The organism is Dechloromonas sp. ARDL1 (genome assembly GCF_051122455.1).
Taxonomy (GTDB): domain Bacteria; phylum Pseudomonadota; class Gammaproteobacteria; order Burkholderiales; family Rhodocyclaceae; genus Azonexus.
Map to the genome: position 1 here is coordinate 3,889,928 of NZ_CP168939.1, position 23,840 is coordinate 3,913,767.

Here is a 23,840-nt window from a genome sequence, read left to right on the forward strand (position 1 = left end):
GAATTTTCTTGCCAAGAAAAGGCGGGTCAATGTACTGTACGTATACACAGTATCCGGTTGGCCGTTATCGGGGGCGAATATACCGCGTTTGGGCCGGGCCGGATAAACGGTTTCCTGCAATTTCTATTCCATCTTTGGCCCCTGTGCCATAATCCGCTCAAATTTTCGAGGTCACACCATGGACGACAACAAGGCAAAGGCGCTCGCCGCAGCGCTGCAACAAATCGAAAAGCAATTCGGCAAAGGCTCCATCATGAAGATGGGCGACGCCGAAATCGACGAAGGCATTCAAGTCGTGTCGACCGGTTCGCTTGGCCTCGACATCGCGCTTGGTGTCGGTGGCCTGCCGCGCGGCCGCGTCGTCGAAATCTACGGCCCGGAATCGTCCGGCAAGACCACGCTCTGTCTGCAGGTCGTCGCCGAAATGCAGAAGCTCGGCGGCACGGCGGCCTTCATCGACGCCGAACACGCGCTCGATCCGCAATACGCCCAGAAGCTCGGCGTCAATGTCTCCGACCTGCTGATTTCGCAGCCGGACACCGGCGAACAGGCGCTGGAAATCGCCGACATGCTGGTCCGCTCCGGCTCGGTGGACATCATCATCGTCGACTCGGTCGCCGCCCTCACCCCGCGTGCCGAAATCGAAGGCGAAATGGGCGACCAGATGGTCGGCCTGCACGCCCGCCTGATGTCGCAGGCGCTGCGCAAGTTGACTGCCAATATCAAGAAGACCAACACGCTGGTTATCTTCATCAACCAGATCCGCATGAAGATCGGCGTCATGTTCGGTTCGCCGGAAACCACCACCGGCGGCAACGCGCTGAAGTTCTATGCTTCCGTCCGCCTCGACATCCGCCGCATCGGTTCGATCAAGAAGGGCGACGAGGTCATCGGTAGCGAAACCAAGGTCAAGGTTGTCAAAAACAAGGTTTCTCCTCCGTTCCGCGAAGCCATCTTCGACATCCTCTACGGCGAAGGTATTTCCCGCCAGGGCGAAGTCGTCGAAATGGGCGTCGCCCACAAGTTGGTCGACAAATCAGGTGCCTGGTACGCCTACAAGGGCGAGAAAATCGGCCAGGGCAAGGACAATGCCCGCGAATTCCTAAAGGCCAACCCGGAAATCGCCGCCGAAATCGAAGCCGGCATCCGCGAGGCCGCCAGCACCACCGTGATCAAGCCGACCAAAGCCAAGGCCGATGCCTGACCTGCGCGTGCGGGCCCTGCAACTACTCACCCGGCGCGATTACAGCCGGGCCGAGTTGAAGACCAAGCTCGCATCGCATGCCGAATCCGAGGAAGAACTCGACGCCGTGCTCGACACCCTGCAAAGCGAACGCCTGCTGTCCGATACCCGCTATGCCGCCCAGCGCGTCGTGGCGCGCGCCGGGCGTTACGGCAATGCGCGGCTGAAGCAGGAATTACGGCAGAAAGGCGTTGCTGACGAAGAAATCGCTGCCGCGCTTCCGGAGGGGGGCGATGAAACCGAACGCTGCCGCAGCGTCTGGCAGCGCAAGTTCAGGGAATTGCCGCAATCGCCGGAAGAGCGTGCCAAACAGCAGCGTTTCCTGCAATATCGCGGTTTTTCCAGCGAAGCCATCCGCCGCGTCCTGCGCGGTCTCGAGCAATGACCACGTCTGCCGCCAAACTGACCGCCAACAACCTGAAGAAGCGCTACAAGGCGAGGACCGTCGTCGAGGACGTTTCCTTCGAGGTCAAGTCGGGCGAGGTGGTCGGCCTGCTCGGTCCGAACGGCGCAGGCAAGACCACCTGTTTCTACATGATCGTCGGCCTGGTCGCGGCCGATGGCGGTGAAGTCCATATCGACGACAACCGCCTGACGCACCAGCCGATGCACAGCCGGGCGCGCCTCGGACTGTCGTATCTGCCGCAGGAAGCCTCGGTCTTCCGCAAGCTCAACGTCGAGGAAAACATCCGCGCCGTCCTCGAACTGCAGAAGCTGCCCGAAGCCGAACTGAACGACCGCCTGGAAGGCCTGCTCAAGGAGTTGCATGTCGACCACGTGCGCCACGTCAATGCGGCCGCCCTCTCCGGTGGTGAGCGGCGCCGCGTCGAAATCGCCCGGGCGCTGGCCACCAGCCCGCGCTTCATCCTGCTTGACGAACCGTTCGCCGGGGTCGATCCAATCGCCGTGCTGGAAATCCAGAAGATCATCCGCTTCCTGAAGGAGCGCGGCATTGGTGTGCTGATCACCGACCACAACGTCCGTGAGACCCTCGGCATCTGCGATCACGCCTACATCATCAATGCCGGTAATGTACTTGCTGCTGGACGGCCAGCTGAAATCGTGGAGAATGAAAGCGTGCGCAAGGTATATCTCGGCGAGCACTTCAAGCTCTGACCGAGCCGCACCAGACCCCAACCGATGAAGCCGGCACTCCAACTCAAACTATCCCAGCATCTGGCGCTGACCCCGCAGTTGCAGCAGTCGATCAAGCTGCTGCAGTTGTCGACCATCGAGATGCAGCAGGAAATCGAGCGCTACCTGCTCGAAAATCCCATGCTGGAACGCGAGGACGAGGGGCCGGAGTCGTTCGCCAACGCCCAGCAGTTTGATTCCCCGCGCAACGAGGAGTCGCGCAGCGAGAGCAGTGAAGAGCGCGAGCCGCGCGAGGACCGCGAAACCGAACCGCCGAGTTCGCCTTCCGAGGTCGATGACGACCGCTGGGCTTCCGATGCTGGCACTTTTACCGGAGCCGGCCGCGACGAAGACGATGACAGCGACAGCCAGGATATTCATGCTGCCAACGTCAGCCTGCGCGAGCATCTTGGCTGGCAACTCGGGATGACCCAGCTGAATGAGCGCGACCGCAGTCTGGTTCGCTTCCTGATCGAAGCGCTCGACGACGACGGCTACCTCTCGGCGTCCCTGCAGGAGCTGTGGGAAACCCTGCCGCCGGAATACGAGATCGAGCTCGAAGAGCTCGAAATCGCGCTGCGTCACATCCAGAACTTCGACCCGACCGGAATCGGTGCGCGCAATCTGCAGGAATGCTTGCGCCTGCAACTGAAGGCCTTGCCGGACGAGTACGATCGCAACGTGGCGCTGGTCATCGTCGAGAAACACCTTGAATTGCTGGCGGCCCGCGATTTCGCCAAGTTGCGTCGAGTCACCGGCTATGACGACGAGGATCTGAAGGCCGCCCAATCCCTGATCACCAGCCTGAACCCGCGTCCGGCTGCTGGCTATGCTCAGGTCGAGGCACGCTACATCACGCCTGACGTGATTGTGAAAAAGCTCAAGGGCAAGTGGACGGCCTACATCAACCCGGACGCCTATCCCCGTCTGCGCATCAACCGTTTGTATGCCGAGATTCTCGCCAAGCAGCGGCGCGGCAACGGCAACATGTCCACCCAGTTGCAGGAGGCTCGTTGGCTGATCAAGAACGTCCAGCAGCGCTTCGATACCATCCATCGCGTCACGCAGGCCATTGTCGACCGCCAGCGCCAGTTCTTCGAGCATGGCGAAGTCGCCATGCGGCCACTGGTCCTGCGTGAAATCGCCGACATCCTCGGCCTGCACGAATCGACGGTGTCGCGCGTGACCAGCCAGAAATACATGGCCACGCCGCGCGGCATTTTCGAACTGAAATACTTCTTCGGCAGCCATGTCGCCACCGATACCGGTGGGGCTTGTTCTGCCACGGCCATCCGGGCCTTGATCAAGCAATTGATCGGAGCCGAGGAAGGCAAGAAGCCCTTGTCGGATAGCCAATTATCCGAAATACTAGGCCAGCAGGGAATCGTAGTTGCCCGACGTACGGTAGCCAAATACCGCGAGTCGCTCAACATCCCACCGGTCAATTTACGCAAGACCCTGTAGAGAGAGGAGAAAAAAGTGAATCTGCAGATCAGTGGTCATCACATCGAAGTAACCCCCGCACTGCGCGAATACGTGGAAAACAAGCTGGATCCCGTGGTCCGTCACTTCGATAAAGTGACCGGCGTCAACGTGGTGCTGTCTGTCGAAAAGCTGAAGCAGAAGGCTGAAGTCACCGTGCACGTTCCGGGCAAGGACATGCATGTCGAAGAGTCCGGCGACGATCTCTATGCCGCCATCGATTCGATGTTCGACAAGCTTGACCGACAGGTCCAGAAGCACAAGCAAAAGGTCCAGGATCACCATCGCGGTGAAAAGCCCGGGCTGCATGCCGCCGAATAAGCGCCCAATGGCCGCAGCGTAAGCTGCGGCTTTGTTTTATCCACTCTTATGAACCCTCTCAACAATCTACTGAGTGCCGATCAGGTGCTGCTGAATCTCGAAGCCAGCAGCAAGAAACGCGTTTTCGAACAAGCCGGCATCCTGTTCGAAACCCGTCTGGGTCTGGCCCGCTCGACCATTTTTGACAGCCTGTTTGCCCGTGAAAAACTCGGTTCCACCGGTTTGGGTCAAGGCGTCGCCATTCCGCATGGGCGCATCAAGGGCCTCAAGCAGGCTGCCGGCGCATTCATGCGCCTGACAACACCGGTGCCCTTCGACTCTCCGGACGGCAGGCCGGTCGACCTGTTGTTTGTCCTGCTCGTTCCCGAGCAGGCGACCGAGCAGCACCTCCAGATCCTCTCGGAACTGGCCCAGCGTTTTTCGGACCGGGGATTCCGGGAGAAGCTGCAGACGGCCGCCGATTCGACCGCGGTTTTAGCGCTATTTCAGTCCTGAGTTCCAGTCGTGCGTCACGTCAGTCTGGTTCAGCTATACAAGGATAATCGGGAAAAGTTGCTGCTGAACTGGCATATTGGTCAGAACGCAGACCGTCGCATCGAAATCAAGGGCTCCAACAGCTACGGGGCCGATTTGGTTGGTCATATCAACATCATTCACCCAGAGCGTGTGCAGGTGCTTGGCCTGGCCGAGTATGACTGGGCGATGCACATTGGCGAGCGGCGTTTCGGCCAGATGTTTGTCGACCTGCTCAGTGCTCAGCCGCCAGCCGTCATTGTCGCCGATGGCCTGACGCCGCCGTCCCAAGTGGTGGAAACCTGTACCCAGACAGGTACGCCGTTGATCAACTCGCCCAAGCCCTGCTCGGCAGTCATCGACCTGCTGCGTATCTATCTATCGGCCCGCCTCGCCGACACCGTCAGCCTCCATGGCGTCTTCATGGATGTCCTGGGGATGGGCGTACTGATTACCGGCGATTCGGGGGTCGGCAAGTCGGAACTGGCACTCGAACTCATCTCCCGGGGGCATGGCTTGGTCGCCGACGATGTGGTCGAGATGGCACGAATTGCGCCGACCACCATCGAAGGCCGCTGCCCCGGCATGCTGCGGGATTTCCTCGAGGTGCGTGGGCTCGGGCTGCTCAATATCCGGACCATCTTCGGCGAAACCGCCTCGCGCCGGAAAATGAAGCTCAAGCTGATTGTTCATCTGCAAAAGACGGCTGCCGCAGCCGATGCGCCCCGTCTCCCCCTGGATGCCCAGACCCAGGAGGTGTTGGGGGTTCCGGTGCGCAAGGTCGTCATTCCCGTGGCGGCCGGTCGCAACCTGGCGGTCCTGCTCGAGGCGGCGGTACGCAACACCATCCTGCAATTGCGGGGCATCGATAGCCTGCAGGATTTCATGGATCGCCAGCAGCGCATGATGCTTGACGATGACGCATGAATCGCTGATAGTACGTCGGCGTTTTTGCACACTACGGGGGACATCCACCATGAAAAAACTGATCGCGCTGCTGCTTGTCGCGTTTTCCGCCAATGCCGTTTATGCCGCCGACGATTGTGCTGCCCGCGCAGCCGAAAAGAAGCTGGCTGGCGCTGCCAAGAACAGTTTCATGAAGAAATGCCAAGCCGACGCCGGGGCTCCCGCCGAAAACGCCGAGTGCGCCGCAAAGGCCAAGGAAAAGAAACTGGCCGGTGCCGCCAAGAACAGCTTCATGAAGAAATGCTCGGCTGACGCTGCCGCAAAGTAATCCGAACCGAGAAGAAATATATCCGACGTCGGCCGCCTTCAGGCGGCCGATTGCCGTTTACAGATGCTCGAAGTCGGCGAGGTCCGACTGTGGGTCGTTGGCGGAGCTGCCGAACCCGAATTTGCCTTTGCCGTCGAGTTGCATCTCATTGCGGCGAACCATGACTTCCTGGCGGCCGGACAAGGTCACGAAAGTGCCATTGGTACTGGTATCGATCAGGTAGAAGCCGTCGTTGCGGCGTTCGACGCGGGCATGTTGGCGCGAAGCCTTGCGGTCGTCGATGGTCAGTTTGCAGCCGAGGTCGCGGCCGATTGTGAGGACCGGGGTCTTTTCATCGACCAGAAAGGCCTTGCCGCGATAACGGATGCACAGGCGTTCGACTGGAAGACGGCTGACTTCGCCGAAAGTCGAGAGGGGTGATGAGGTTCCTTGGTAGCTGGGCCAGTGCACCTGAAAGAGCGATAGTTCGGTTCCGTTTTCGGCAACGGTGCCCAGCTTGGGCATGGGATCGACGGTGATGATCCCGGGTTGAGGCAGCTCCCCGACCAGCTCCGAACTACACAGGATCTGGTCGCGTCGGGCAATGCCGGCGATGCGTGCCGCCGTGCTGACAGCCGCCCCACTCAGCTTGCCCTCGCTTTCCTGCACGACCCCGCTGTGGAGACCGATACGGATAGTCAGCTTCAGGCCGGAAACCGGTGGCAGGTCGGCGATGCGTTGTTGCATGTCGATTGCAGCCTGGCAGGCCTCTTCGGCAGTCTCGAAGGCGGCCAGTAATTCGTCGCCGACAATCTGGACCGTCTTTCCCTTGTAGCCGTCGATGGAGCGCTTCATGCGCTTCAGGCAGCGCTCGACGGCATGCATGGCTTCCCGGTCGCCTAGTTTTTCGAAAAGCGCCGTACTGCCGGAAACGTCGGCGAACATGACCGTCAATCTGCGTTGCGTAGCGCTCATTGCTTAGCCAGGACCGGAAATGGAAATGGAAAAATTATCGAAAGCAGATTATATGCTGCTCTGCCCTCATTATGCATTATGCCTTTAGACTTATAGGGATGGTTCCACTGATAGGCATTTCGGGGCTATCGAAGGCGATATCGCCCTCGTCGACCGGGGTGTCGAGGGTCAGGCCATGGAAGTCGAAGAGGTCCAGATCGGCCAGGTGCGATGGAACAACATTCTGCATGGCGGTGAATACCGATTCGGTACGTCCCGGGTAGCGTTTATCCCATTCCTGCATCATTTCACGAATCTTCTGGCGCTGCAGATTGTCCTGAGAGCCACACAGGTTGCAGGGAATGATCGGAAACTCCATGCCACGGGCGAATTTGGCGATATCGACCTCGGCGCAATAGGCGAGCGGGCGGATCACGACATGGGCCTTGTCGTCGGTGACCAGCTTGGGGGGCATGGCTTTGATCTTGCCGCCGAACAGCAGGTTCAGGAAGAGCGTATGTACCATGTCGTCCCGGTGATGGCCGAGGGCGATCTTGTTGGCCCCCAACTCCTTCGCGGTACGGTAGATGATGCCCCGGCGCAGGCGGGAACAGAGCGAGCAGGTGGTCTTGCCTTCGGGAATCTTGTCCTTGACGATGGAGTAGGTGTCGGATTCGATGATGCGATAGTCGATGCCGATCGATTTGAAGTAATTCGGCAGGACATCGGCCGGAAAGCCGGGCTGTTTCTGATCGAGATTCATGGCGATCAGGCGGAACTTGACCGGGGCGCGCTGCTGCAGGGCCATCAGCATGGCGAGCAGGGTATAGGAATCCTTGCCGCCGGAAACGCAGACGAGCACGGTATCGCCGTCCTCGATCATGTTGTAGTCGATGATCGCCTTGCCGGTGCGACCTTCGAGGAACTTGCGGAGTTTTTGCAGGGTGTTGGAGCTGTTCATTGTGACTGACGGAGTGACCCGACCCGCGATTGCGAAAAGCCGCAAGTTTACTCTCTGGATAAGCTGTCGGACAGGTAATTTTCGATGTCTAATCAGACAGTTCGGGCATAGGCGGCAAGTTTTTGCTGGAATTCCCTGACCTTGATTGGCTTGGATAGGTAGTCGTCCATACCTGCGGTAATGCAGGCCTCCCTGTCGTCATGCATGGCGGCGGCGGTCATGGCAATGATCGGTGTCCGGGGCAGGCCCTGCGAGGTTTCGCGCGCCCGTATGTGTTGCGTGGCCTCGATGCCGCCCATGACCGGCATCTGCATATCCATCAGGATGACGTCGAAGCGGTGGTTGCTGAGAATATCCAGCGCCTCCTGGCCGTTTTGCGCCAGCGTGGCTTCGTGTCCCCATTTGGCGAGCAGTCCCAGGGCGAGTTTTTGGTTTGTGTGATGATCTTCAACCAGCAGGACTCGCAGTGATTGCTGGGATTCGCGCAGGGCGTGGCGGGTGAGCAGGGGATTACCCTCCGGCGGGAGCGCCGGGGCCGCGAACAGGCGTCCGAGGGTGGTCATCAACGCGTCATTAGAAATCGGCTTGGCGAAGAATCCGGCGATTCCGGATTCCTCGCAGCGCAGGGCGTCGCCCCGTGAGGCACCGGAAGAAAGCATGAGCATCGGCGGGAGCACCTTGTGCTCGGCACGTAGTCGGCTGGCGAGTTCGTAGCCGTTCATTTCCGGCATCTGCGCATCGAGCAGGATGCAGTCGATTGGCTTGTCAGTGTTTCGCATCGCCCTCAGTGCGGCGGCACCAGAGTCGACGCATTGCGCGGTGACCTGCATGGTGGCCAGCATGCCTTTCAGAATCCGACGATTGGTTGCGTTGTCATCGACCACCAGCAGATGGTGCCCTTTTACATCGACGACAGGTGGCGCATCAAATCCCTTGCTGTCGGCTAGCCGGAGTTGCAGGGAGAAATGAAAGGTGCTTCCCTCGCCGACTTTGCTGTGCAGCCACATCGATCCTCGCATCAATTCGACGAGGCGCCGGCAGATTGATAGGCCGAGCCCAGTCCCACCGTATTTCCGGGTCGTTGACGTGTCCTCCTGAGCGAAGGCGTCGAAAATGACCTCCTGCTTGTCCGGTGCGATGCCAATACCGGTGTCGTGGACCGCAAAATGGAGAACGGCATACTGTTCTTGCTGCTGCATGAACTCGGCAGTCAGGGATATTTCGCCCTGCGTGGTGAACTTGATGGCGTTGCCGATCAGATTGACCAGTACCTGCCGCAGGCGGCCGGGGTCGCCCCGGACAAAGCGCGGGATATCCGCCGGCAGGTCGCTCAGTAGCTCGAGCCGCTTTTCGTGGGCCTTCAGGGCCAGCGGCTTCAGCGTGTCGGTAATCAGGCGATGCAGATCGAAAGGGATATCCTCGACGATCATCTTGCCGGCTTCGATCTTCGAAAAATCGAGGATGTCGTTGATGACGGTCAGCAAGGATTCGGCCGACGATTTGACGATGGTCAGATACTCCCGCTGCTCCGGATTGAGGGGGGTTTCGAGTGCGAGATCGGTCATGCCGATCACCCCGTTCATTGGCGTCCGGATTTCATGGCTCATGTTGGCCAGAAAATCGCTCTTGGACTTGCTGGCGGCCTCTGCAATTTCCTTGGCGCGCAGCATGTCGGCTTCAGCCTGCTTGCGGTCGGTAATGTCGATGATCGTGCCGATCAAGCCGGAAATACTGCCGTCGGGGCGGGTCAGCACTGCCTTGTTGTAGATGGTGTTATGGGACCCGTCCTTGAGGTGGATCTGCGCCTCATAGGATTGAGTTCCACCTTTGGTGAACAGTTCGGCATCCTTGGCGACATGCACTCTAGCATCCTCGGGGCGGAGCAGGTCGTGCAGCGTGCGCCCCAGCACGGATTCGCGGGGTATCTGGGAGAACGCTTCGAAAGCCCGGTTGACGCGCACGTAGCGTCCTTCGGCATTCTTGATGTAGATCGGCAAGGGAACGGTTTCGATCAGCTCCTCGACCAGATGCAATTGTTCGGAGAGCTGCGCCTCGATGCGTTTTCGATCGGAAATGTCGGTCCGGATACCGATGTAGCGTTCGGGGATACCTTGCGGGCCAAGCAGGGGCACGATGGTGGCGTTGACCCAGTAGGTACTCCCTTGGCGGGTGCGGTTGCACATTTCGCCTCGCCACACGCGGCCTTCCGAGATGGTTGTCCATAGGTCGCGATACAGTTCGGAGGGGTGATGCCCTGATTTGATGATCCGGTGGTTCTGCCCCAGCAACTCCTCGCGTGGATAGCCGCTGATCTCGCAGAAACGGTCGTTGGCATACAGGATGGTTCCCTGGGTATCGGTGATGCTGACGATGGCGTGCTGATCAAGTGCGAATTTCTGGTTGGCGAGCTCGTGTCGACTCAACTCGTTTTCCGCAACAACGGCAGCGATGCGCTCGGAAAGTACTCCAATTTCTTCGTCGGCCAGTTGCTCAGAATCACTCCCTGCACCTCCCGGAAGCAGTTCGTTCATGGTCTGACGGAGCGAGCGCAGTGCGTTTTCCCGGCCGGCTAGCGACTGGCGAAGCCTCTCGTTGGCGGTACTCAGCTCGAAGGATGAAATTTCCAGGCTGCGTGTCCGCAATTCAAGGTCGCGTTCGTATTGTTCGTACGTGGCATCGACCTTTGCCAAAAAATCGCCCAATCCCTTCAGAAGCGGACGTAGTGCCGGGTCGGCATTGGTCATGGCGGCTGGCATGTCGGCCAGCAAAGCCGTCAAAGCCGCTTCGTCCGTGATGCCAAGGCTGCGTTTCAGTTGCCGCAGGAGGGTTTTCTGCATGTCGAATCGGTTCAGGTTTCACCGAGGCAGGTGATGGTCATCGTTTGATTGTGTAATTTGCAGGACGATCCCGGAGTAAAGGGGCTGATCTCGCCATAGGAATAGAATCCGCTCAGGGTTGCCTTGCTGCGGAATACATCGCCTACGGCCTCGACCTCCTCGTCGACCCGGCTTCCCATGACCAGCTTGCGACCGACGCAGCTGACCAGGATGGCGAGCGTCTTTTCCGTTGACTGGAACACGCCGGCCGCTGCCTCGGCGGCTGCTTCGGCGCCATTCACCAGCTTGTCGGTGCTGGCATGCATCAGGCGAAGGTAGCCGTTGGCATCGATTTCGCCGGCCAGGATCAGGCTGCCCGAGGCTTCATCGACCCCGAGGATGGTACGAATCAAGCCGATGGCGTTGTGGTCGTCGCCGAGCATCGCGAAGGGAAATAGCAGGCCCGAGGCTGGCAGGCTGCGGGCATGGTCGCCGAGGTAACGCTTGTAGATTTCCAGCGCCGGTTCGCCGTCGAGTTCGTACAAGATGTTGCCCTCGCAGCGCGTTACTTTGCGGGCCGGTCCGAAAGGCTCCCAGCCGCCGAAGGAGCCGTGCCCGAAACGGAGGCTGTCACCGCTCAGGCCGACGGCTACCACGGCATCGTTGCTGATGCCGTCCAGGCCAAGGGTGAAGGTTTCCTTGAACGCGCCGCCATCACCGGCCAGGCCGCCGGTGATGGGAACAGCGAGGCCAATAATGCTGGAGATACCGTCGACCAAGGCGCTGCCGTTGATCCGGACCCCGGGGCCAAAGACCAGAACAGCCTTGAGGTCAGGTGCCTGGATTTGCCGGCCGATACGTTCGCCGGCGGCAAACGAGTCGTCCATGCCATTTAGAGTCGTGCTGGCGGGCTTCAGCCCAACCTTGTCGAAGGTGACTGCCGTGATGCAGCAGGTTCCATCATCGACGCCGGCGGCTGAAATTTCGCCGGCGGTGGAGCAGCCGAGCAAGCAAGCTTGCGGGGCAATGTCTGCCAAGGACTGGTGAAGGCCAGGATGGGTAAAATGATTGATCGCTCCGAAGACCAGGAGCAGATCGCTCCGTTGACCGGCCAGGGGCGCGAGGGCGCGACCGAGCTCGCTCGGTTTGCGGCTGATGACTTGATTGATCTGCACGGGTGCTCTCCCCTGTATGATCTGATGACAAAAATAACATAGAGCGCTTGTGTTGCGCTTATCTTAAAATCGATATTTTTTTCAATTACGATGAATAATCTTCCAGCTCCTCCTCCCGATGCGATCGCCCATAGCCAGCGTCTGACCCAGGCTATCGAGAACGACATCGTGGCTGCCGGCGGCTGGATTTCGTTCGCGTGCTTCATGGAGCAGGTGCTCTATCGCCCGGGGTTGGGCTATTACGCGGCCGGTGCACGCAAATTCGGTGCCGCCGGCGATTTCGTGACGGCACCGGAGATTTCTGCCTTGTTTGGACGGGCGCTGGCCCGCCAGGTCATGCAGGTAATGACCCTGTCGTCGCCGTACGTGCTCGAAGTCGGTGCCGGCTCCGGTCAACTCGCGGCAGATCTCCTGCTCGAACTGGAGCATCTGGGACGGTTGCCGGAGCGCTATTTCATCCTCGATCTATCCGCCGACCTGCGCGAACGGCAGCAACAAACCCTGGCGGCGGCGGTCCCCCATCTACTGCCACGGGTGAGTTGGCTGGATCGATTGCCGGATCACTTTTCCGGCGCGGTGGTCGCCAACGAACTGCTCGACGCCATGCCGGCCCATGTCGTGGCCTGGCGAGAAAATGGCATTTTCGATCGCGGTGTCGCGCTTGATGGGGATGCGGGCTTTGTCTGGGAGGAGCGTCCGGCAAGCGGTGCCCTGCTTGCCGCTGCCCGGCAAATCGGCGAGCAATGTCAGCTGCCGCCGGGTTTTGAGAGTGAAATCAGCCTGGCGGTGTCGTCCTGGGCGGCCGAATGGGGGCACCGTCTCGATCGGGGCGCCCTGCTCCTGATCGACTACGGCTTTCCGCGTCGTGAGTTTTATCACCAACAGCGCGGTCGCGGCACCTTGATGTGCCACTACCGGCATCATGCCCATCCCGATCCGTTCTATTTGCCGGGGCTGCAGGATGTCACGGTCCATGTCGATTTCACGGCGGTGATCGCCGGGGCGCATGGCGCGGGGCTGGACCTGCTCGGCTATGCCAGCCAGGGGCAATTCCTGCTGAATTGCGGCATCCTCGATTTGCTGGGCGAAATACCCGGCGGCACGCCGGAGTACATCCGGGCGAGCGGAGCCGTCAATACGCTCCTGATGCCGCACGAGATGGGAGAACTGTTCAAGGTCATCGCCATCGGACGCGGCATCGACGATGCCCTCCTCGGCTTTGCCAGCGGCGACCAAGGCTGGCGGCTTTAGTAGCCAGTCACGCAGGTTCGGCTATGTTCGGCACGCGCCGCATCCCTGCGCGCTTTGTCGCTCATCCTCGCCATGGCTGCGGCCATGACTGCAGTTCGCTTCGCGCGACCGGGGCGCGGATGCGTGCCTCGGCATCGACCCAAACCTGCGTGACTGGCTACTAGGCCTGTTCAGCGCTTGGCCAGCTCCCGGAAGCGGTTGGGCTGGCCGAGGACGAGGTGTCCGAAGTCGTCCAGCAAGGCCTGGTCGATGGCCTCGGGGCGCAAGGTGTGGACCGTGCTGCCCAGGCGTTCGAGGTTGCGTGCTTCGACGATGATGGCGCCCTTGGTGAAATCGGCACGCCAGCGAACACTGACACTGACATCGCTGCGAATCTCGAATTCGGCATGTTCGACATACCGGCGTTCGTTCTTGAATTCCTTGCAGGTGAACGGCAGGCCGAAATCGAAGAGCATGGTTCGGAAACGCTCGACAGCCGGACCATCGCGCCCGATTACCAGTAAGCCGGGCCCGTTCAGGCGGTATGAAAAGGTGACCAGCTCGACCAATGCGCCAGCACTCTGACTTTGCGTCCGGTAGTCGGCGAATCCTTCCTGCCAGGCCAGGCGGCTCAGCTGGTATTTTTCGAGCAGCGGATAGTCGCGCGGGATGCCCGGCTTGACGATGTTCAACTGCTGGACGAGTTCATGCAGGAAAAAAAAGAGGTGCTTCAAGGCCTGGTCGATTGCCTCGTTGGTGGCTGTTCGCTCGGCCAGCGCGCTGTGGATTTCCCGCTGGCGGATTTCCGCCTGGCGTCGCAACTGGTCGAGCAGGCCACCCGTCGCGACCGCCGGCGCCGGAGCATCGGCAAGGTTTTGCGCGGTAGGGGGCGGCTCGACCAATGCTGTGGGTTGCGATATGGGCGGCGATGCGGGCGGGGCCTCGGATGATTTCCGGGGGGCGATTTCAGGAAATACCAGTTCCGAGTCGGCCATTCCGGCGCCGCTGCTGGCGAGATATTCCCGGCGGGCCCGGCGTTCGGCCGCGTCCAGGTCGAAGGCTTCGATATCCGCGACGAGCGCCGCTTCCAATGCCTCGATGTCTTGCGTGGTCGGGTTCTTGCGTTCGCGCTTGGCACGAATGGCCTGGCTGATTGCTGAAAGTTGGCCGGTCGGGTCGAAATCGCTCATTGAACTTGTCGCAGGCTCGGATACACTGAAGGGATAATGTGTCCTAAACGGAGGTAGCGCAAGATGGACATTGCATCAATTTCCGGTCAAGCCTCGACGCTGACTCCGACGCAACTGTCGGATGCGGTCAGTACCGCGGTGCTCCGCAAGGCCATCGATATCGAGGCGCAAGGGGCCTTGCAACTGTTGCAAGCCTTGCCGCAGGTCGCCAGCAACCCGCCCAACCTCGGCAACAACATCGACGTCAGGGCTTGAGTTCTTCCAGCCAGTCGCGCAAACAGGCCGCCACGAGCGGCCATTCTTTTTCGTGGGTTACGGCATGCCCCATGCGACGGAAAATGTGGGGGCGCTGGCCGTAGGTGCTGGCTGTCGTCTGGACCAGGAAAGCGGGAACCAGTACGTCGTCTTCTGCGCCCACGATCAGCATCGGCGGGCGGTGCATCGAGAAGAGATTGGGCAGGTTGAACATCGTCATGTCGAGGATGGCGCGCTGCGATTCGTTCTGCATCTTGGTCATCCAGGCCGCCAGCATGGCCTCGTCAACATCGCCGGCGAACAAGGCTTCGCGCAGCGTTGCCGTGTCGGTGTATTCGCCGCTCAGGATGCGGTTGAGTTCGAGGAACAGGTGCGGCTTGCTGAACAGCAGGTGAAACTGGGAGGCGATCAGGCCTTGCGGCGGCACCGAGCAGATCAGTGCGACAGCTTGGGCCGGGCGATGTTCGAGATACTTCTGCACGATGAAGCCGCCCATCGAGTGGCCGATCAGGACGGGCTCTTCTCCCAGCCAGTCGGTCACGGTCTTCAGGTCGTCTACGTAATCGGCGACCGAGTGCCAGTTGATATGCTCTCGGCCCTCGCTGCCACCGTGGCCGCGCAGCGAGAGCGCATGGCAGGGGTAGCCGGCCTGGGCGAGGAAGGGCATGAAGGTTTCGGTCCACATCCAGCCGCCAGCGAAAGCACCGTGCACGAACAGTAAGGACGGCTTGTCGGTTTCACGGTCGGGCAGGCAGGAGAAAATTTCGAGGCCGGCGATGGTCTGTGTTTTTAGCATGAGGTCGGTTGGTGCCGTGTTCTAATAGGGTTTTTAGGGTAAAGCCGGGCAACGATGCTGAAGTGGTTATTGACGCTGGTGGTGGCGATTTTCCTGTTGGGCATCATCGCGCCGCATCTGGCGCGCTTCATTCGCTTCGGCCAGCTGCCGGGTGATTTCGCCTTCCGCTTCCGCGGCCGGAACTATGCGTTTCCGGTTGCCACGACGATCATTTTTTCGCTATTGCTCTGGCTGCTCTCCCGGCTCATTTAAGGCCTGCTTGACGGCGAGCACCCGGGCCATGTGGATGCGTTCGGGTATCCGTCCCTTGTCGGCGCAGGCGGTAGCGATCTCCCCGGCCGGTACGGCCTGGACGGCAGCGAGTGCCGCCAGCAAGCGCTGCGGGCTGTCGTAGGCCCTGTTTTCCCAGCCCAGGCGGCCGGTATAGTCGCACAGACAGGTATCGAGCAGCTGTTGGAAGCGCTCCGGCCGACGCAGGGCGTCGGTTTTCTCGAATAGCGTGACCAGGGTGCTTGCCTTGAGATCCGCTGCACGATGCACGTTACCGTGGTAGCGGGCCATCAGCAGAGCCAGGTCGCGGCAGTCGTTGGGCACACGCAGCCGGGCGCAAAGCTGCTCGGTCAGGCGCACGCTGCGTTCCTCGTGGCCGAGGTGGCGCGGCAGGATGTCGGCCGGCGTTTCCGCCTTGCCGAGGTCGTGAGTCAGCGCCGAGAAACGGACCGGCAGAGCGAAGCCGCGCCGGGCTGACTGGTCGATGACCATCAGCGTATGAATGCCGGTATCGATCTCCGGGTGGTAATCGGCGCGTTGCGGCACGCCGAACAGCTTGTCGACCTCCGGCAGCAGGCGAGCCAAGGCGCCGCAATCGCGCAGCACCTCGATCATCCGCGACGGCTTCTCTTCCATCAGTCCCTTGGCCAGTTCCTGCCAGACGCGCTCGGCGACCAGGTGATCGACTTCGCCGTCGGCGACCATGCCGCGCATCAATTCGAGCGTTTCCGGCGCGACGGAGAAGTCGCTGAAGCGGGCCGCAAAGCGGGCAAGACGCAGGATGCGCACCGGGTCTTCGGCAAAGGTCGGGCCGACATGGCGCAATACCTTGGCCTGCAGGTCGGCTTGGCCGCGGAAGGGGTCGATCAGGCTGCCGTCGGCGGCCCTGGCCATGGCGTTGATGGTCAGGTCGCGGCGGGTGAGGTCCTCTTCGAGCGTGACATCGGGGGCCGCATGGAAGGCAAAGCCGTGATAGCCGCGGCCGGTCTTGCGCTCGGTGCGAGCCAGCGCATATTCCTCGTGTGTCTCGGGGTGCAGGAAGACCGGGAAATCCTTGCCCACCGGCCGGAAGCCCTTGTCGAGCATGGCTTCCGGGGTGGTGCCGACGACCACGTAGTCGCGGTCGGCGTTGGGCCGGCCGAGCAGTTCGTCACGGACGGCACCGCCGACGAGGTAAATCTGCACAGCTGGCGAGGCGGGCCGCCTGTTCAGCGGCCGGCGCGGTAGCGGAAGCTGTCCAGCTTGCCTTTCGGCGTCTTCAACGCGATATAGGTCGGCGCAATGGCTTCCAGCGCGGTCGGGCGCCAGTTGGCCGGTGCCTTGGAGGCGCCTTCGCAGACGCTGTCCTTTTCCATCGAGCGCAGATTGTCGGGCGACAACATCGGACTCGGGGCCAGCCACATCAGGCCGGCCTGCAGGTAGGCCCAACCTTCCGACAGCGGCACGATGGTAGCGGTGCTGCCGGTCAGTTCCTTGGTGTAGTCGACCAGTTCGCGCAGGGTGTAAACCTTCGGACCGGCCAACTCATAGGTTTGGCCATAGGTATTCACGTCGCCCAGTGCATCGACGAAGGCGTCGGCGACATCGGCAGCCCACACCGGCTGGAAGCGGGCATGGCCGAAACCGAGGGGGAAGAACGGCACTTTTTTCAGGATGTTGGCGAACATCGACAGGAAGGAGTCGCCGAGGCCGAAGATGACGGACGGACGGAAGACGGTGACGTCCAGGTCACCCTTGGCGGCGAGCACCACGGCTTCGCCATCACCTTTGGAGCGCAGGTATTCGGACGGGCCCTTGGGGTCGGCATTCAGCGCGCTCATGTGCACCAGGCGGCGGACGCCGGTGGCCTTGCAGGCAGCAACGATTTTCTTCGGCAGTTCGACGTGGGCTTCGGCGAAGTCGCGGCTGTAGGGCAGCACGACGTCGCGGCTGTGCAGGATGCCGACCAGATTGATCACGGCATCGTGGCCGCGCATCAGTTCGGTCAAGGTCTTTTCGCAGCCGATGTTGGCTTCCGGCATGTCGACGCCCGGCTGGATGATCAGCGCTTTGTTGCGTTCGCGGCGGCGCGTCGGGATGGTGACTTCGATACCGCGTTGCGACAGGCGATTGGCGATGTAGGTGCCGATGAAACCGCTACCCCCCAGCAGCAAGACCTTTTTGATGTCCATGTGGAACCCCGGAAACTTGTATCGTTCGTAAAAGTCGGATTTTAAGGCAATTTGACCATTTTCGGGCGGCCGGATGGCTTGGTAGGCGGCTATGCATCGCCGGCCTGCTTGCCCGCCTGACCGAGGGCGCGTTGTGCCGCAAGGTCGAACAAGGAACGGCTGGAGCGGATTTCGGCGCTGCCGTCGCGGAACTGATGGTCGAGGATGGCCGGGTGAACGGCGGCCGCGAGCCCGGTTTCCGGATTGAGCAGGAGAACGCGTCGCGTGTCGGGACTGATGCGGCCAACCATCCCGGTGCGCGGCTCGCCATCGCCGAGCACCGCGGCGATCCAGTCGCCCGGCGCATAGGCCGGTACGCGAGCCGGTGGCGATTGAGGTTCCGGGAAATCGAAGCTGAGCAGAACGAGGTCACCAGACCGCAGCTGGCTGCTTACCGGCTCGCCTGGGGCCCTGTCTGATGGCTCGACCGACGGACTGCCGGCATTTTCTGTGCTGGTGCCGGAAGTGGCACGCAGGGCCTGGGTCTGCAGTTGGAAGCAGGTATCGAGAAAGGCTTCCTGCTCGCTGTTCGGCAAGCCGGCACGCTCCATCCCCGCTTTCAGCGTCCTGAGCATGGGCGGCACGCGCTGGGCCAGTTGTTTGCGCTCTTCGGCGGCCGTCTTGGGCAGAAGGGACCACAACAGTTCGTCGATGGCAGCGGCGTACTCCTGCCATGGCGGGCTGTCCGGGCCGGCCTCGCGACCGATGTGCAGCAGTGCCTGGCGCCAGGTCCGGTCGAGAAAGTGGCGGACGGGTTCGGGCGGGCTTTTCTGCAGCGCGGCGCGGATGATCTGCGTCACGCGGCTCGCCAGCACGTCCTGCCGGTCCAGCTGTTCGAGCAAGGGCTGGTAGCGTGCCGCGTCGGCGGCGATCTGCTCACGGCGACGGGTGATCAGGGCGTCGAGGTCACCCAGCGTGGTGGCGAACGCCTCCTTGTCGCTTCCCGGCTCCAGACGCAGGTGGGAAGCCAGTTCGAACAGGCGGACGCAAACCGGGTGGCGCGGCGAGACGTCGAGAGGCAGCCCCTGCGCGGCTTCAGCCATGCGATCGAGGACCAGACGGGCCGGATGCGCTGTGTCGGTGAACAACGTGCTGTCCTTCATCGCCATCTTGAGCAGCTTGATCTGCAGGCTGGAGATGATGGCCTTCAGCGCGTCGGGCAGTTCCGGGTCGGCGAAGATGGCTTCGAAGATCATCGCCAGGGTGTCGATGGCAACGCTTTCGGTGGTCGTTTTCGGGATGCCGAGTTCACCCGAGCGGATGATTTTCGGTGCCTCGGGGGCGGCGCCCTCCGCAAACAGCGCAGGCATCATGGGTTCGTTGGCGGGCTTGCTGCCGGGAATCACCGGCGGGCCGAAGCGCCCTATCCGTTCAAGTGCTTCGAGCCGGAACATCAGCTGTTCAAGGGCCGACTGGCTGAGCAGACTGGCCGCCGCGCCGGATGGCAAGGCCGCACCTTGCGGGGTGGCTGGCAGGCGGGCCGTCAGCAGTTGCTGCAAGCTTTGGAGGGCGCTGCCAGAGGCGGTGGCGGGCGTTTCCCGGGGCTGCATCGTGCCGTCAGCGGCGGTGATGATGGCCGGCTGGGCGGTATCGATGCCGGCATTCTCGAGAAAGGCGTTCAGCTCCGCGTACAGACCGGGCAGGTTCCGACGCAGATGGGTTTCGAACTGGTCGAGCAGGTTGAGCTTGTCGTCGAGGCTGCCGGCACCGGCAGCGGCGAACAAGGCATCGAGCCCCCGGCAGATGCTTTTCGGCCCGACCGGGTTGTCGCTTTTCGGCAAATCGGGGCGGCGCAGCAGCGTGACGAAGCGCAGATGCAGCTTCCACAGGCTGTCCCCCGAGTTCTCGAACAGCCGGGCGGTCAGGTTGTCGAGGCGGATGCCCAGTTCGAGGTCATCCTCGGCGAGCAGGGTGATGCGCGAGGCGGTCAGGCCGTCGACTTCGTCGGCAAAACTGCCCCGCTTGTCGGTGGCGATGACTTCGTCGAAGTAGGCTGCCGCTCCATCCTGAATAGCGGCGACGGCCGGGGCGGAAACCAGATGGCTATCCTGCAGCAGGGCGCCGAGATGCTTGATGAACAGTGCCCGGCAGTTGCGCAGTACCTCGAAGGAGTCGGAATGTATGGCCATGGCGGATCAGGGGAGGTCGGAATCCTTGGGAACATCCGCCGTGCGAGCGCCGATGGTGCCGAGGCGGGCTTTCAGCGAATCGGGTTTGCCATTGAAGATAGCTGAATAATAGACCGCGTTGCTCATTACTTTCTTGACGTAATCGCGCGTTTCACTGAACGGGATGGTCTCGGCGTAGATCGCGCCTTCCAGCGGGCGGTCGGCGCGCCACTTGCGGGCACGGCCGGGGCCGGCGTTGTAGGCCGCGGAGGCGAGCACCGGGTGGTTGTCGAGGTTTTCCATGACCAGGCGCATGTAGGTGGTGCCGAGCAGAACGTTGGTTTCGGTATCGTTGACCCGCCCATGGCTGAAGTCGCGCAGGCCGATTTTCCTGGCCACCCACTTGGCGGTGGCCGGCATCAGCTGCATCAGGCCGGAGGCGCCGACATTGGACTTGGCGTTGGTGATGAAGCGGCTTTCCTGGCGCATCAGGCCGTACACCCAGGCGTCGTCGAGCGACTGGTTCTGGGCGGCCGGGCGTACCGTTTCGCCGTAGGGAGCGAGGAAACGCAGCGTGTAGTCATGCTCGTTCTTGGTCCGGTCGGCGGTGTTGATGGCGCGGTCCCAGATCTGGTTACGTTTTGCGAGATCGGCGGCGGCGAGCAGTTCGCGGTCATCCATGCCGCGCAGCGACCAGTTCCATTCCTTGACCGCCTCGGTGCGCATATCGTTGCGGAAGAAGGCCAGGGCACGACGGATGCCCGGATTGTCGCGGGCGACGCGCTGTTCCTCGGCGGTCGGCGCCTTGGCCTTGGGGGGCGGCAGAACGGTGTGGCCGAGTTCCTCGTCGGCGAGGTTGCCGTAGAAATTGGGCTGTCCGGCGATTTTCTCGAATAGCGCGTTGCCTTCGCTGGTGCGACCACCGGCATGCAGTGCCCGGCCCAGCCAGTAGATCCATTCAGGCTTGGCTGCCAGTTCGGCCGGCATGGCCTCGATGGTGTTGCGGACGACGCCCCATTCCTGAGCGCGTAGCGCGGCCCGCACCTTCCATTGGGCAGCGTCTTCCGAGAGCGGGGTCTTGCCGGCCTGGTTGTACCAGCCGACTGCTTCCGGGGCGTGCTTCTTGGCCGCCTGCAGGGCGATCTGGCTCCACGCCCACTGGCGTTCGCTGTCGTGCAGCTTGCCCTTGAGCCGTTCCAGCTCGTCGGCGGCGGTGCGCGGGTCGTTGGCGGCAACGCGGGCGATGGCGAAGGCGGCCAGTTCGCGGCCGGCGCGGCTGCCGTTGCCGGTGCCCTGCTTGATCAGGTAGCCCATGGCGCTGCTGAGGGCGTTGTCGAGCTGCCGGTTGTCCGGCATCTGGCTGTCGGGCAGATAATTCAGCGTCGTCCGGACCCAGCCCGGGCGGTTGGCCTCGACCTGGCGGCGAGCCCGCGCCCAGACGTCGTCGGTACTCATCTTCTGGCTGGCGACGAGGGCATCGAAAATGGGGCGGCAGGGCTCGGGTGGCTCCAGCATGGTCAGCCACTGTTTTTCCGCTTCGGCCAGCACGCTGCGATCGTCGCGGGCGAGGCGGGCCTGCTGGCTGTAACAGCTGACGTCGGGTTCGGGGGCGAGCAAGCGGGGGAATTCGGCATCGACCTCGTTCCAGGCCGAACGCTTGCCCAGCCAGCGTATCCAGTCGGCCCGCAGTTTTTCGGCGACGTAGCTGCCTTCGTAACGTTGCAGGAAGTCGCGCAGATTGCCCGGGTCGCCCTTGTCCATCCACATGCGCAGCCGGTAGTTCTCGGCATAGGGCGTGAGTTCGTGGTTGCCGAGTTGGCCGATGGCTTGTTCCAGCTTGTTCAGGTTGCCGGCGCGGAAGGCGTCGCGGGCAGTCAGGAAGGCCATGTCGCCATTCTGGGCGAAGGCGGACAGCGAGAGCGCAAGGCCCAGTGCCAAGGGGGTAAGGCGGGCGTGAAACTTCATGCTAGATTATGGCGATGCAAGAATCGAACGAGGATAACACGGCCTGGCGCCGGGCATTGCGGCGCGACATGGTGGCCCGACGGGCGGCATTGAGTGATGCCGGACACGAAGCCCTGTCGGCCCGCATCGTGGACCATCTGCTGACGGCTCTGCCGCTGCCGCGCATCGTGGCGTTCTGCTGGCCGATCAAGCACGAACCCGATGTGCGGGCGGCCATTCCCCGCTGGGCAGCACAAGGGGTATCGGCCGCCTTGCCGGTTGTGGTTCGGGAAGGCGCACCGCTGGCCTTCCGGTTGTGGACGCCCGATACGCAGCTGGCCGCCGATCGTTACGGTATTCCGACGCCGACCGCCGGCGAATTCGTGCAGCCCGACATGTTGTTGCTGCCGCTCAACGGCTTTGACGCGGATGGTTATCGGCTGGGGTACGGCGGCGGCTATTTCGACCGCACGCTGGCCGCCCTCTCCCCTCGCCCGCTGGCGGTGGGGGTCGGATTCGAGATCAATCGCTTGCCGACCATCCGTCCGGAAGCGCATGACCAGCGCCTCGACTGGCTGGTGACCGAAGCCGGAGCGGTCAGGCTTCCCGCCGTCTGAAGCCGTGGATGGCGTAGGCCATCGTCAGTGCGGCGAGACCGACCAGGATGGCTTGGCGCTGGTCGTAGATGCCGGTGCGCAGGGCAAGTTCGAGCGCATAGCCGTCGTGCAGCGCGAACAGCATGGCGGTGCCGGCGACGGCCAGCCAGATGCGGCGCAGGCCACTGGGTTGCTGGCGACGCAGGACGCTCTCGATGGCCAGCGCGCTGGTCCAGATTTGCAGGATGGAGGCGGCGAGCAAGATGGCCAGGGTCAGCGTGTAGCTATTCATACGGCGCGGCAGGCTTGCTCGAAACGGCGCAGGGCTTCGTCCAGCGTCGCTCGCGGGCAGCCGAAATTGAGACGCAGCCAACCGGGGCAGCCGAACGCGGCGCCGTCTGATAGGCCGAGGCCGTGGGCTTCGAAGTGGGCGGCAGGATCGTTCAGCTGCAGGTCGCGGATGTCGAGCCAGGCCAGGTAGGTGGCTTCGACGGGGGCCGTGCGCACGCCGGGCAAGCCGGACATCGCTTCGGCGACGCGGTCGCGGTTGCCGCGCAGGTAGACGATCAGGTCGCGGTGCCAGTCGCCGCTGTCGCGGAAAGCCGCTTCGCAGGCGGCGAGGCCGAGCACGTTCACATGCGGGACGATGCCGAGCATGGTGCGTTCGAAGCGGCGGCGCAGGGCGGGGTCGGAAATGACTGCGAAGGCACAGCCGAGGCCGGGAATGTTGAAGGTCTTGGACGGCGCCATCAGGGTGATGGTGCGTTGGGCGATGGTCGGCGACAGGCTGGCGAACGGGATGTGCCGCTTGTCCTCGTCGAGGATCAGCCCGCAGTGGATTTCGTCGGAGCAGACGATCAGGTCGTTGGCTTCGACATGCCCGGCCAGGGCCAGCAGCTCATCCCGGCTCCAGCAGCGGCCGACCGGGTTGTGCGGGTGGCAGAGCAGGAAGAGGCGGGTTGCAGGTGTCGTGGCTTGTTGCAGTACATCCATGTCCCAGTGCCAGCGGGTGCCGGTGCAGCTCAGGTCGATCCGGTTCAGCTTGTGGCCGGAAAGATGGGGGGCGGACAGGAAGGGCGGGTAGATCGGCGCGGCCGTCAGCACCTCGCCGTCGATGCTGCGGCAGGCGACGTTAAGCCCGTTGACCAGGCCCGGCAGCCAGATGATCCACTCCGGCTCGATGCGCCACGCGTACTCGTTTTCAAGGTGAGTAAGTACCGACTCCGTCAGCGACGACCAAGGGCCGCCATAGCCCAACACGCCATGTTCCAGGCGCCGGTGCAGCGCGGCGAGGACTGCTGGTGGTGCCGCGAAATCCATGTCGGCGACCCACAGCGGGAGGATGTCACGGCCGGCGTATTTCCGCCACTTCTCGGAATCCGAGTCGCGGCGGTCGATGACAGTATCGAAGGGGCTCAAGCGCAGCGCC

24 protein-coding genes are annotated in these 23,840 nt (G+C 62.2%); 12 read left to right on the plus strand and 12 right to left on the minus strand.

Annotated features, from left to right (window positions below; all coding sequences use genetic code 11):
- Positions 1-178 precede the first annotated feature (178 nt).
- From recA to AB6Q56_RS19270, 8 genes are read left to right on the plus strand one after another with little or no spacing between them, the layout of a single operon-like run.
- Positions 179-1,204 carry a recombinase RecA gene (gene recA / locus AB6Q56_RS19235; RefSeq protein WP_150428393.1) on the plus strand — a complete coding sequence of 342 codons (1,026 nt, stop codon included), beginning with the start codon at positions 179-181 and terminating at the stop codon, positions 1,202-1,204.
- The gene (gene recX / locus AB6Q56_RS19240) at positions 1,197-1,628 is read left to right on the plus strand and encodes a recombination regulator RecX (RefSeq protein ID WP_434514639.1); all 432 of its coding nucleotides are present in this window, start codon (positions 1,197-1,199) and stop codon (positions 1,626-1,628) included. The genes recA and recX overlap by 8 nt, the downstream gene beginning before the upstream one ends.
- The gene (gene lptB / locus AB6Q56_RS19245; protein WP_434514640.1) at positions 1,625-2,359 is read left to right on the plus strand and encodes an LPS export ABC transporter ATP-binding protein; all 735 of its coding nucleotides are present in this window, start codon (positions 1,625-1,627) and stop codon (positions 2,357-2,359) included. The genes recX and lptB overlap by 4 nt, the downstream gene beginning before the upstream one ends.
- 24 nt (positions 2,360-2,383) lie before the next feature.
- Positions 2,384-3,841: an RNA polymerase factor sigma-54 gene (locus AB6Q56_RS19250; protein ID WP_434514641.1), complete on the plus strand. Its 1,458-nt coding sequence runs from the start codon at positions 2,384-2,386 to the stop codon at positions 3,839-3,841.
- A gap of 15 nt (positions 3,842-3,856) precedes the next feature.
- Complete coding sequence (gene hpf / locus AB6Q56_RS19255; protein WP_434514642.1) at positions 3,857-4,180, plus strand: ribosome hibernation-promoting factor, HPF/YfiA family; 324 nt, start codon at positions 3,857-3,859, stop codon at positions 4,178-4,180.
- 48 nt (positions 4,181-4,228) lie between these two features.
- On the plus strand, positions 4,229-4,675 hold the full coding sequence (gene ptsN, locus AB6Q56_RS19260) for a PTS IIA-like nitrogen regulatory protein PtsN (RefSeq protein ID WP_434514643.1): 447 nt from the start codon (positions 4,229-4,231) through the stop codon (positions 4,673-4,675).
- 9 nt (positions 4,676-4,684) lie between these two features.
- On the plus strand, positions 4,685-5,620 hold the full coding sequence (hprK, locus tag AB6Q56_RS19265) for an HPr(Ser) kinase/phosphatase (protein WP_434514644.1): 936 nt from the start codon (positions 4,685-4,687) through the stop codon (positions 5,618-5,620).
- A 49-nt stretch (positions 5,621-5,669) separates the two neighbouring features.
- Positions 5,670-5,927, plus strand: coding sequence for a hypothetical protein (locus AB6Q56_RS19270; protein WP_434514645.1), 258 nt, complete (start codon positions 5,670-5,672; stop codon positions 5,925-5,927).
- Positions 5,928-5,984: 57 nt separating this feature from the next.
- Here the strand turns inward: AB6Q56_RS19270 and AB6Q56_RS19275 are convergent, their stop codons facing one another.
- From AB6Q56_RS19275 to AB6Q56_RS19290, 4 genes are all read right to left on the minus strand, one after another.
- Positions 5,985-6,881 carry an FHA domain-containing protein gene (locus AB6Q56_RS19275; RefSeq protein WP_434514646.1) on the minus strand — a complete coding sequence of 299 codons (897 nt, stop codon included), beginning with the start codon at positions 6,879-6,881 and terminating at the stop codon, positions 5,985-5,987.
- Positions 6,882-6,957: 76 nt separating this feature from the next.
- On the minus strand, positions 6,958-7,821 hold the full coding sequence (ttcA, locus tag AB6Q56_RS19280; RefSeq protein ID WP_434514647.1) for a tRNA 2-thiocytidine(32) synthetase TtcA: 864 nt from the start codon (positions 7,819-7,821) through the stop codon (positions 6,958-6,960).
- Positions 7,822-7,913: 92 nt separating this feature from the next.
- Positions 7,914-10,658, minus strand: a complete 2,745-nt coding sequence (locus tag AB6Q56_RS19285) for a response regulator (RefSeq protein WP_434514648.1) — start codon at positions 10,656-10,658, stop codon at positions 7,914-7,916.
- Positions 10,659-10,669: 11 nt separating this feature from the next.
- The gene (locus AB6Q56_RS19290) at positions 10,670-11,812 is read right to left on the minus strand and encodes an FIST signal transduction protein (protein WP_434514649.1); all 1,143 of its coding nucleotides are present in this window, start codon (positions 11,810-11,812) and stop codon (positions 10,670-10,672) included.
- Between the two features lie 90 nt (positions 11,813-11,902).
- On the opposite strand from AB6Q56_RS19290, the gene AB6Q56_RS19295 reads away from it, so the two are divergent.
- A complete protein-coding gene (locus AB6Q56_RS19295; RefSeq protein WP_434514650.1) occupies positions 11,903-13,063 on the plus strand; it encodes a class I SAM-dependent methyltransferase in 1,161 nt (386 codons plus the stop codon).
- A gap of 170 nt (positions 13,064-13,233) precedes the next feature.
- Here AB6Q56_RS19295 and AB6Q56_RS19300 read toward each other — a convergent pair whose 3' ends face one another.
- The gene (locus AB6Q56_RS19300; RefSeq protein WP_434514651.1) at positions 13,234-14,232 is read right to left on the minus strand and encodes a hypothetical protein; all 999 of its coding nucleotides are present in this window, start codon (positions 14,230-14,232) and stop codon (positions 13,234-13,236) included.
- A 63-nt stretch (positions 14,233-14,295) separates the two neighbouring features.
- Between AB6Q56_RS19300 and AB6Q56_RS19305 the strand changes: the two genes are divergently transcribed.
- On the plus strand, positions 14,296-14,487 hold the full coding sequence (locus tag AB6Q56_RS19305) for a YjfB family protein (RefSeq protein WP_434514652.1): 192 nt from the start codon (positions 14,296-14,298) through the stop codon (positions 14,485-14,487).
- Here AB6Q56_RS19305 and AB6Q56_RS19310 read toward each other — a convergent pair.
- A complete protein-coding gene (locus AB6Q56_RS19310) occupies positions 14,477-15,283 on the minus strand; it encodes an alpha/beta hydrolase (protein WP_434514653.1) in 807 nt (268 codons plus the stop codon). The genes AB6Q56_RS19305 and AB6Q56_RS19310 overlap by 11 nt on opposite strands.
- A 54-nt stretch (positions 15,284-15,337) precedes the next feature.
- On the opposite strand from AB6Q56_RS19310, the gene AB6Q56_RS19315 reads away from it, so the two are divergent.
- Positions 15,338-15,535, plus strand: a complete 198-nt coding sequence (locus tag AB6Q56_RS19315; protein ID WP_434514654.1) for a DUF2905 domain-containing protein — start codon at positions 15,338-15,340, stop codon at positions 15,533-15,535.
- Here the strand turns inward: AB6Q56_RS19315 and AB6Q56_RS19320 are convergent.
- From AB6Q56_RS19320 to AB6Q56_RS19335, 4 genes are all read right to left on the minus strand, one after another.
- Entirely contained in the window at positions 15,503-16,738 is a 1,236-nt protein-coding gene (locus tag AB6Q56_RS19320; protein WP_434514655.1) for a multifunctional CCA addition/repair protein, read from the minus strand. The genes AB6Q56_RS19315 and AB6Q56_RS19320 overlap by 33 nt on opposite strands.
- A 23-nt stretch (positions 16,739-16,761) precedes the next feature.
- Positions 16,762-17,724: a complex I NDUFA9 subunit family protein gene (locus AB6Q56_RS19325; RefSeq protein ID WP_434514656.1), complete on the minus strand. Its 963-nt coding sequence runs from the start codon at positions 17,722-17,724 to the stop codon at positions 16,762-16,764.
- Between the two features lie 89 nt (positions 17,725-17,813).
- Positions 17,814-19,892, minus strand: a complete 2,079-nt coding sequence (locus AB6Q56_RS19330) for a DUF1631 family protein (RefSeq protein ID WP_434514657.1) — start codon at positions 19,890-19,892, stop codon at positions 17,814-17,816.
- A gap of 6 nt (positions 19,893-19,898) precedes the next feature.
- Complete coding sequence (locus tag AB6Q56_RS19335; protein ID WP_434514658.1) at positions 19,899-21,836, minus strand: transglycosylase SLT domain-containing protein; 1,938 nt, start codon at positions 21,834-21,836, stop codon at positions 19,899-19,901.
- Between the two features lie 14 nt (positions 21,837-21,850).
- On the opposite strand from AB6Q56_RS19335, the gene AB6Q56_RS19340 reads away from it, so the two are divergent.
- A complete protein-coding gene (locus AB6Q56_RS19340) occupies positions 21,851-22,432 on the plus strand; it encodes a 5-formyltetrahydrofolate cyclo-ligase (protein WP_434514659.1) in 582 nt (193 codons plus the stop codon).
- On the opposite strand, the gene AB6Q56_RS19345 is transcribed toward AB6Q56_RS19340, so the two are convergent.
- Both AB6Q56_RS19345 and AB6Q56_RS19350 read right to left on the minus strand, forming a co-directional pair.
- Positions 22,413-22,703 carry a hypothetical protein gene (locus tag AB6Q56_RS19345; protein WP_434514660.1) on the minus strand — a complete coding sequence of 97 codons (291 nt, stop codon included), beginning with the start codon at positions 22,701-22,703 and terminating at the stop codon, positions 22,413-22,415. The genes AB6Q56_RS19340 and AB6Q56_RS19345 overlap by 20 nt on opposite strands.
- Positions 22,700-23,830, minus strand: a complete 1,131-nt coding sequence (locus AB6Q56_RS19350; protein WP_434514661.1) for a MalY/PatB family protein — start codon at positions 23,828-23,830, stop codon at positions 22,700-22,702. Before AB6Q56_RS19350 ends, AB6Q56_RS19345 begins: the two co-directional genes overlap by 4 nt.
- Between the last annotated feature and the right edge of the window lie 10 nt (positions 23,831-23,840).

Excerpts from the sequence above, each read along its gene's own strand:
- AB6Q56_RS19330 (WP_434514657.1), bottom strand. The coding sequence starts at position 19,892 with ATGGCCATACATTCCGACTCCTTCGAGGTACTGCGCAACTGCCGGGCA.
- AB6Q56_RS19340 (WP_434514659.1), top strand. The coding sequence starts at position 21,851 with ATGCAAGAATCGAACGAGGATAACACGGCCTGGCGCCGGGCATTGCGG.
- AB6Q56_RS19305 (WP_434514652.1), top strand. The coding sequence starts at position 14,296 with ATGGACATTGCATCAATTTCCGGTCAAGCCTCGACGCTGACTCCGACG.
- AB6Q56_RS19270 (WP_434514645.1), top strand. The coding sequence starts at position 5,670 with ATGAAAAAACTGATCGCGCTGCTGCTTGTCGCGTTTTCCGCCAATGCC.
- AB6Q56_RS19335 (WP_434514658.1), bottom strand. The coding sequence starts at position 21,836 with ATGAAGTTTCACGCCCGCCTTACCCCCTTGGCACTGGGCCTTGCGCTC.
- AB6Q56_RS19345 (WP_434514660.1), bottom strand. The coding sequence starts at position 22,703 with ATGAATAGCTACACGCTGACCCTGGCCATCTTGCTCGCCGCCTCCATC.
- AB6Q56_RS19295 (WP_434514650.1), top strand. The coding sequence starts at position 11,903 with ATGAATAATCTTCCAGCTCCTCCTCCCGATGCGATCGCCCATAGCCAG.
- recA (WP_150428393.1), top strand. The coding sequence starts at position 179 with ATGGACGACAACAAGGCAAAGGCGCTCGCCGCAGCGCTGCAACAAATC.
- AB6Q56_RS19275 (WP_434514646.1), bottom strand. The coding sequence starts at position 6,881 with ATGAGCGCTACGCAACGCAGATTGACGGTCATGTTCGCCGACGTTTCC.
- recX (WP_434514639.1), top strand. The coding sequence starts at position 1,197 with ATGCCTGACCTGCGCGTGCGGGCCCTGCAACTACTCACCCGGCGCGAT.
- ttcA (WP_434514647.1), bottom strand. The coding sequence starts at position 7,821 with ATGAACAGCTCCAACACCCTGCAAAAACTCCGCAAGTTCCTCGAAGGT.
- AB6Q56_RS19325 (WP_434514656.1), bottom strand. The coding sequence starts at position 17,724 with ATGGACATCAAAAAGGTCTTGCTGCTGGGGGGTAGCGGTTTCATCGGC.
- AB6Q56_RS19315 (WP_434514654.1), top strand. The coding sequence starts at position 15,338 with ATGCTGAAGTGGTTATTGACGCTGGTGGTGGCGATTTTCCTGTTGGGC.
- AB6Q56_RS19300 (WP_434514651.1), bottom strand. The coding sequence starts at position 14,232 with ATGAGCGATTTCGACCCGACCGGCCAACTTTCAGCAATCAGCCAGGCC.
- lptB (WP_434514640.1), top strand. The coding sequence starts at position 1,625 with ATGACCACGTCTGCCGCCAAACTGACCGCCAACAACCTGAAGAAGCGC.
- AB6Q56_RS19250 (WP_434514641.1), top strand. The coding sequence starts at position 2,384 with ATGAAGCCGGCACTCCAACTCAAACTATCCCAGCATCTGGCGCTGACC.
- AB6Q56_RS19310 (WP_434514653.1), bottom strand. The coding sequence starts at position 15,283 with ATGCTAAAAACACAGACCATCGCCGGCCTCGAAATTTTCTCCTGCCTG.
- ptsN (WP_434514643.1), top strand. The coding sequence starts at position 4,229 with ATGAACCCTCTCAACAATCTACTGAGTGCCGATCAGGTGCTGCTGAAT.
- AB6Q56_RS19285 (WP_434514648.1), bottom strand. The coding sequence starts at position 10,658 with ATGCAGAAAACCCTCCTGCGGCAACTGAAACGCAGCCTTGGCATCACG.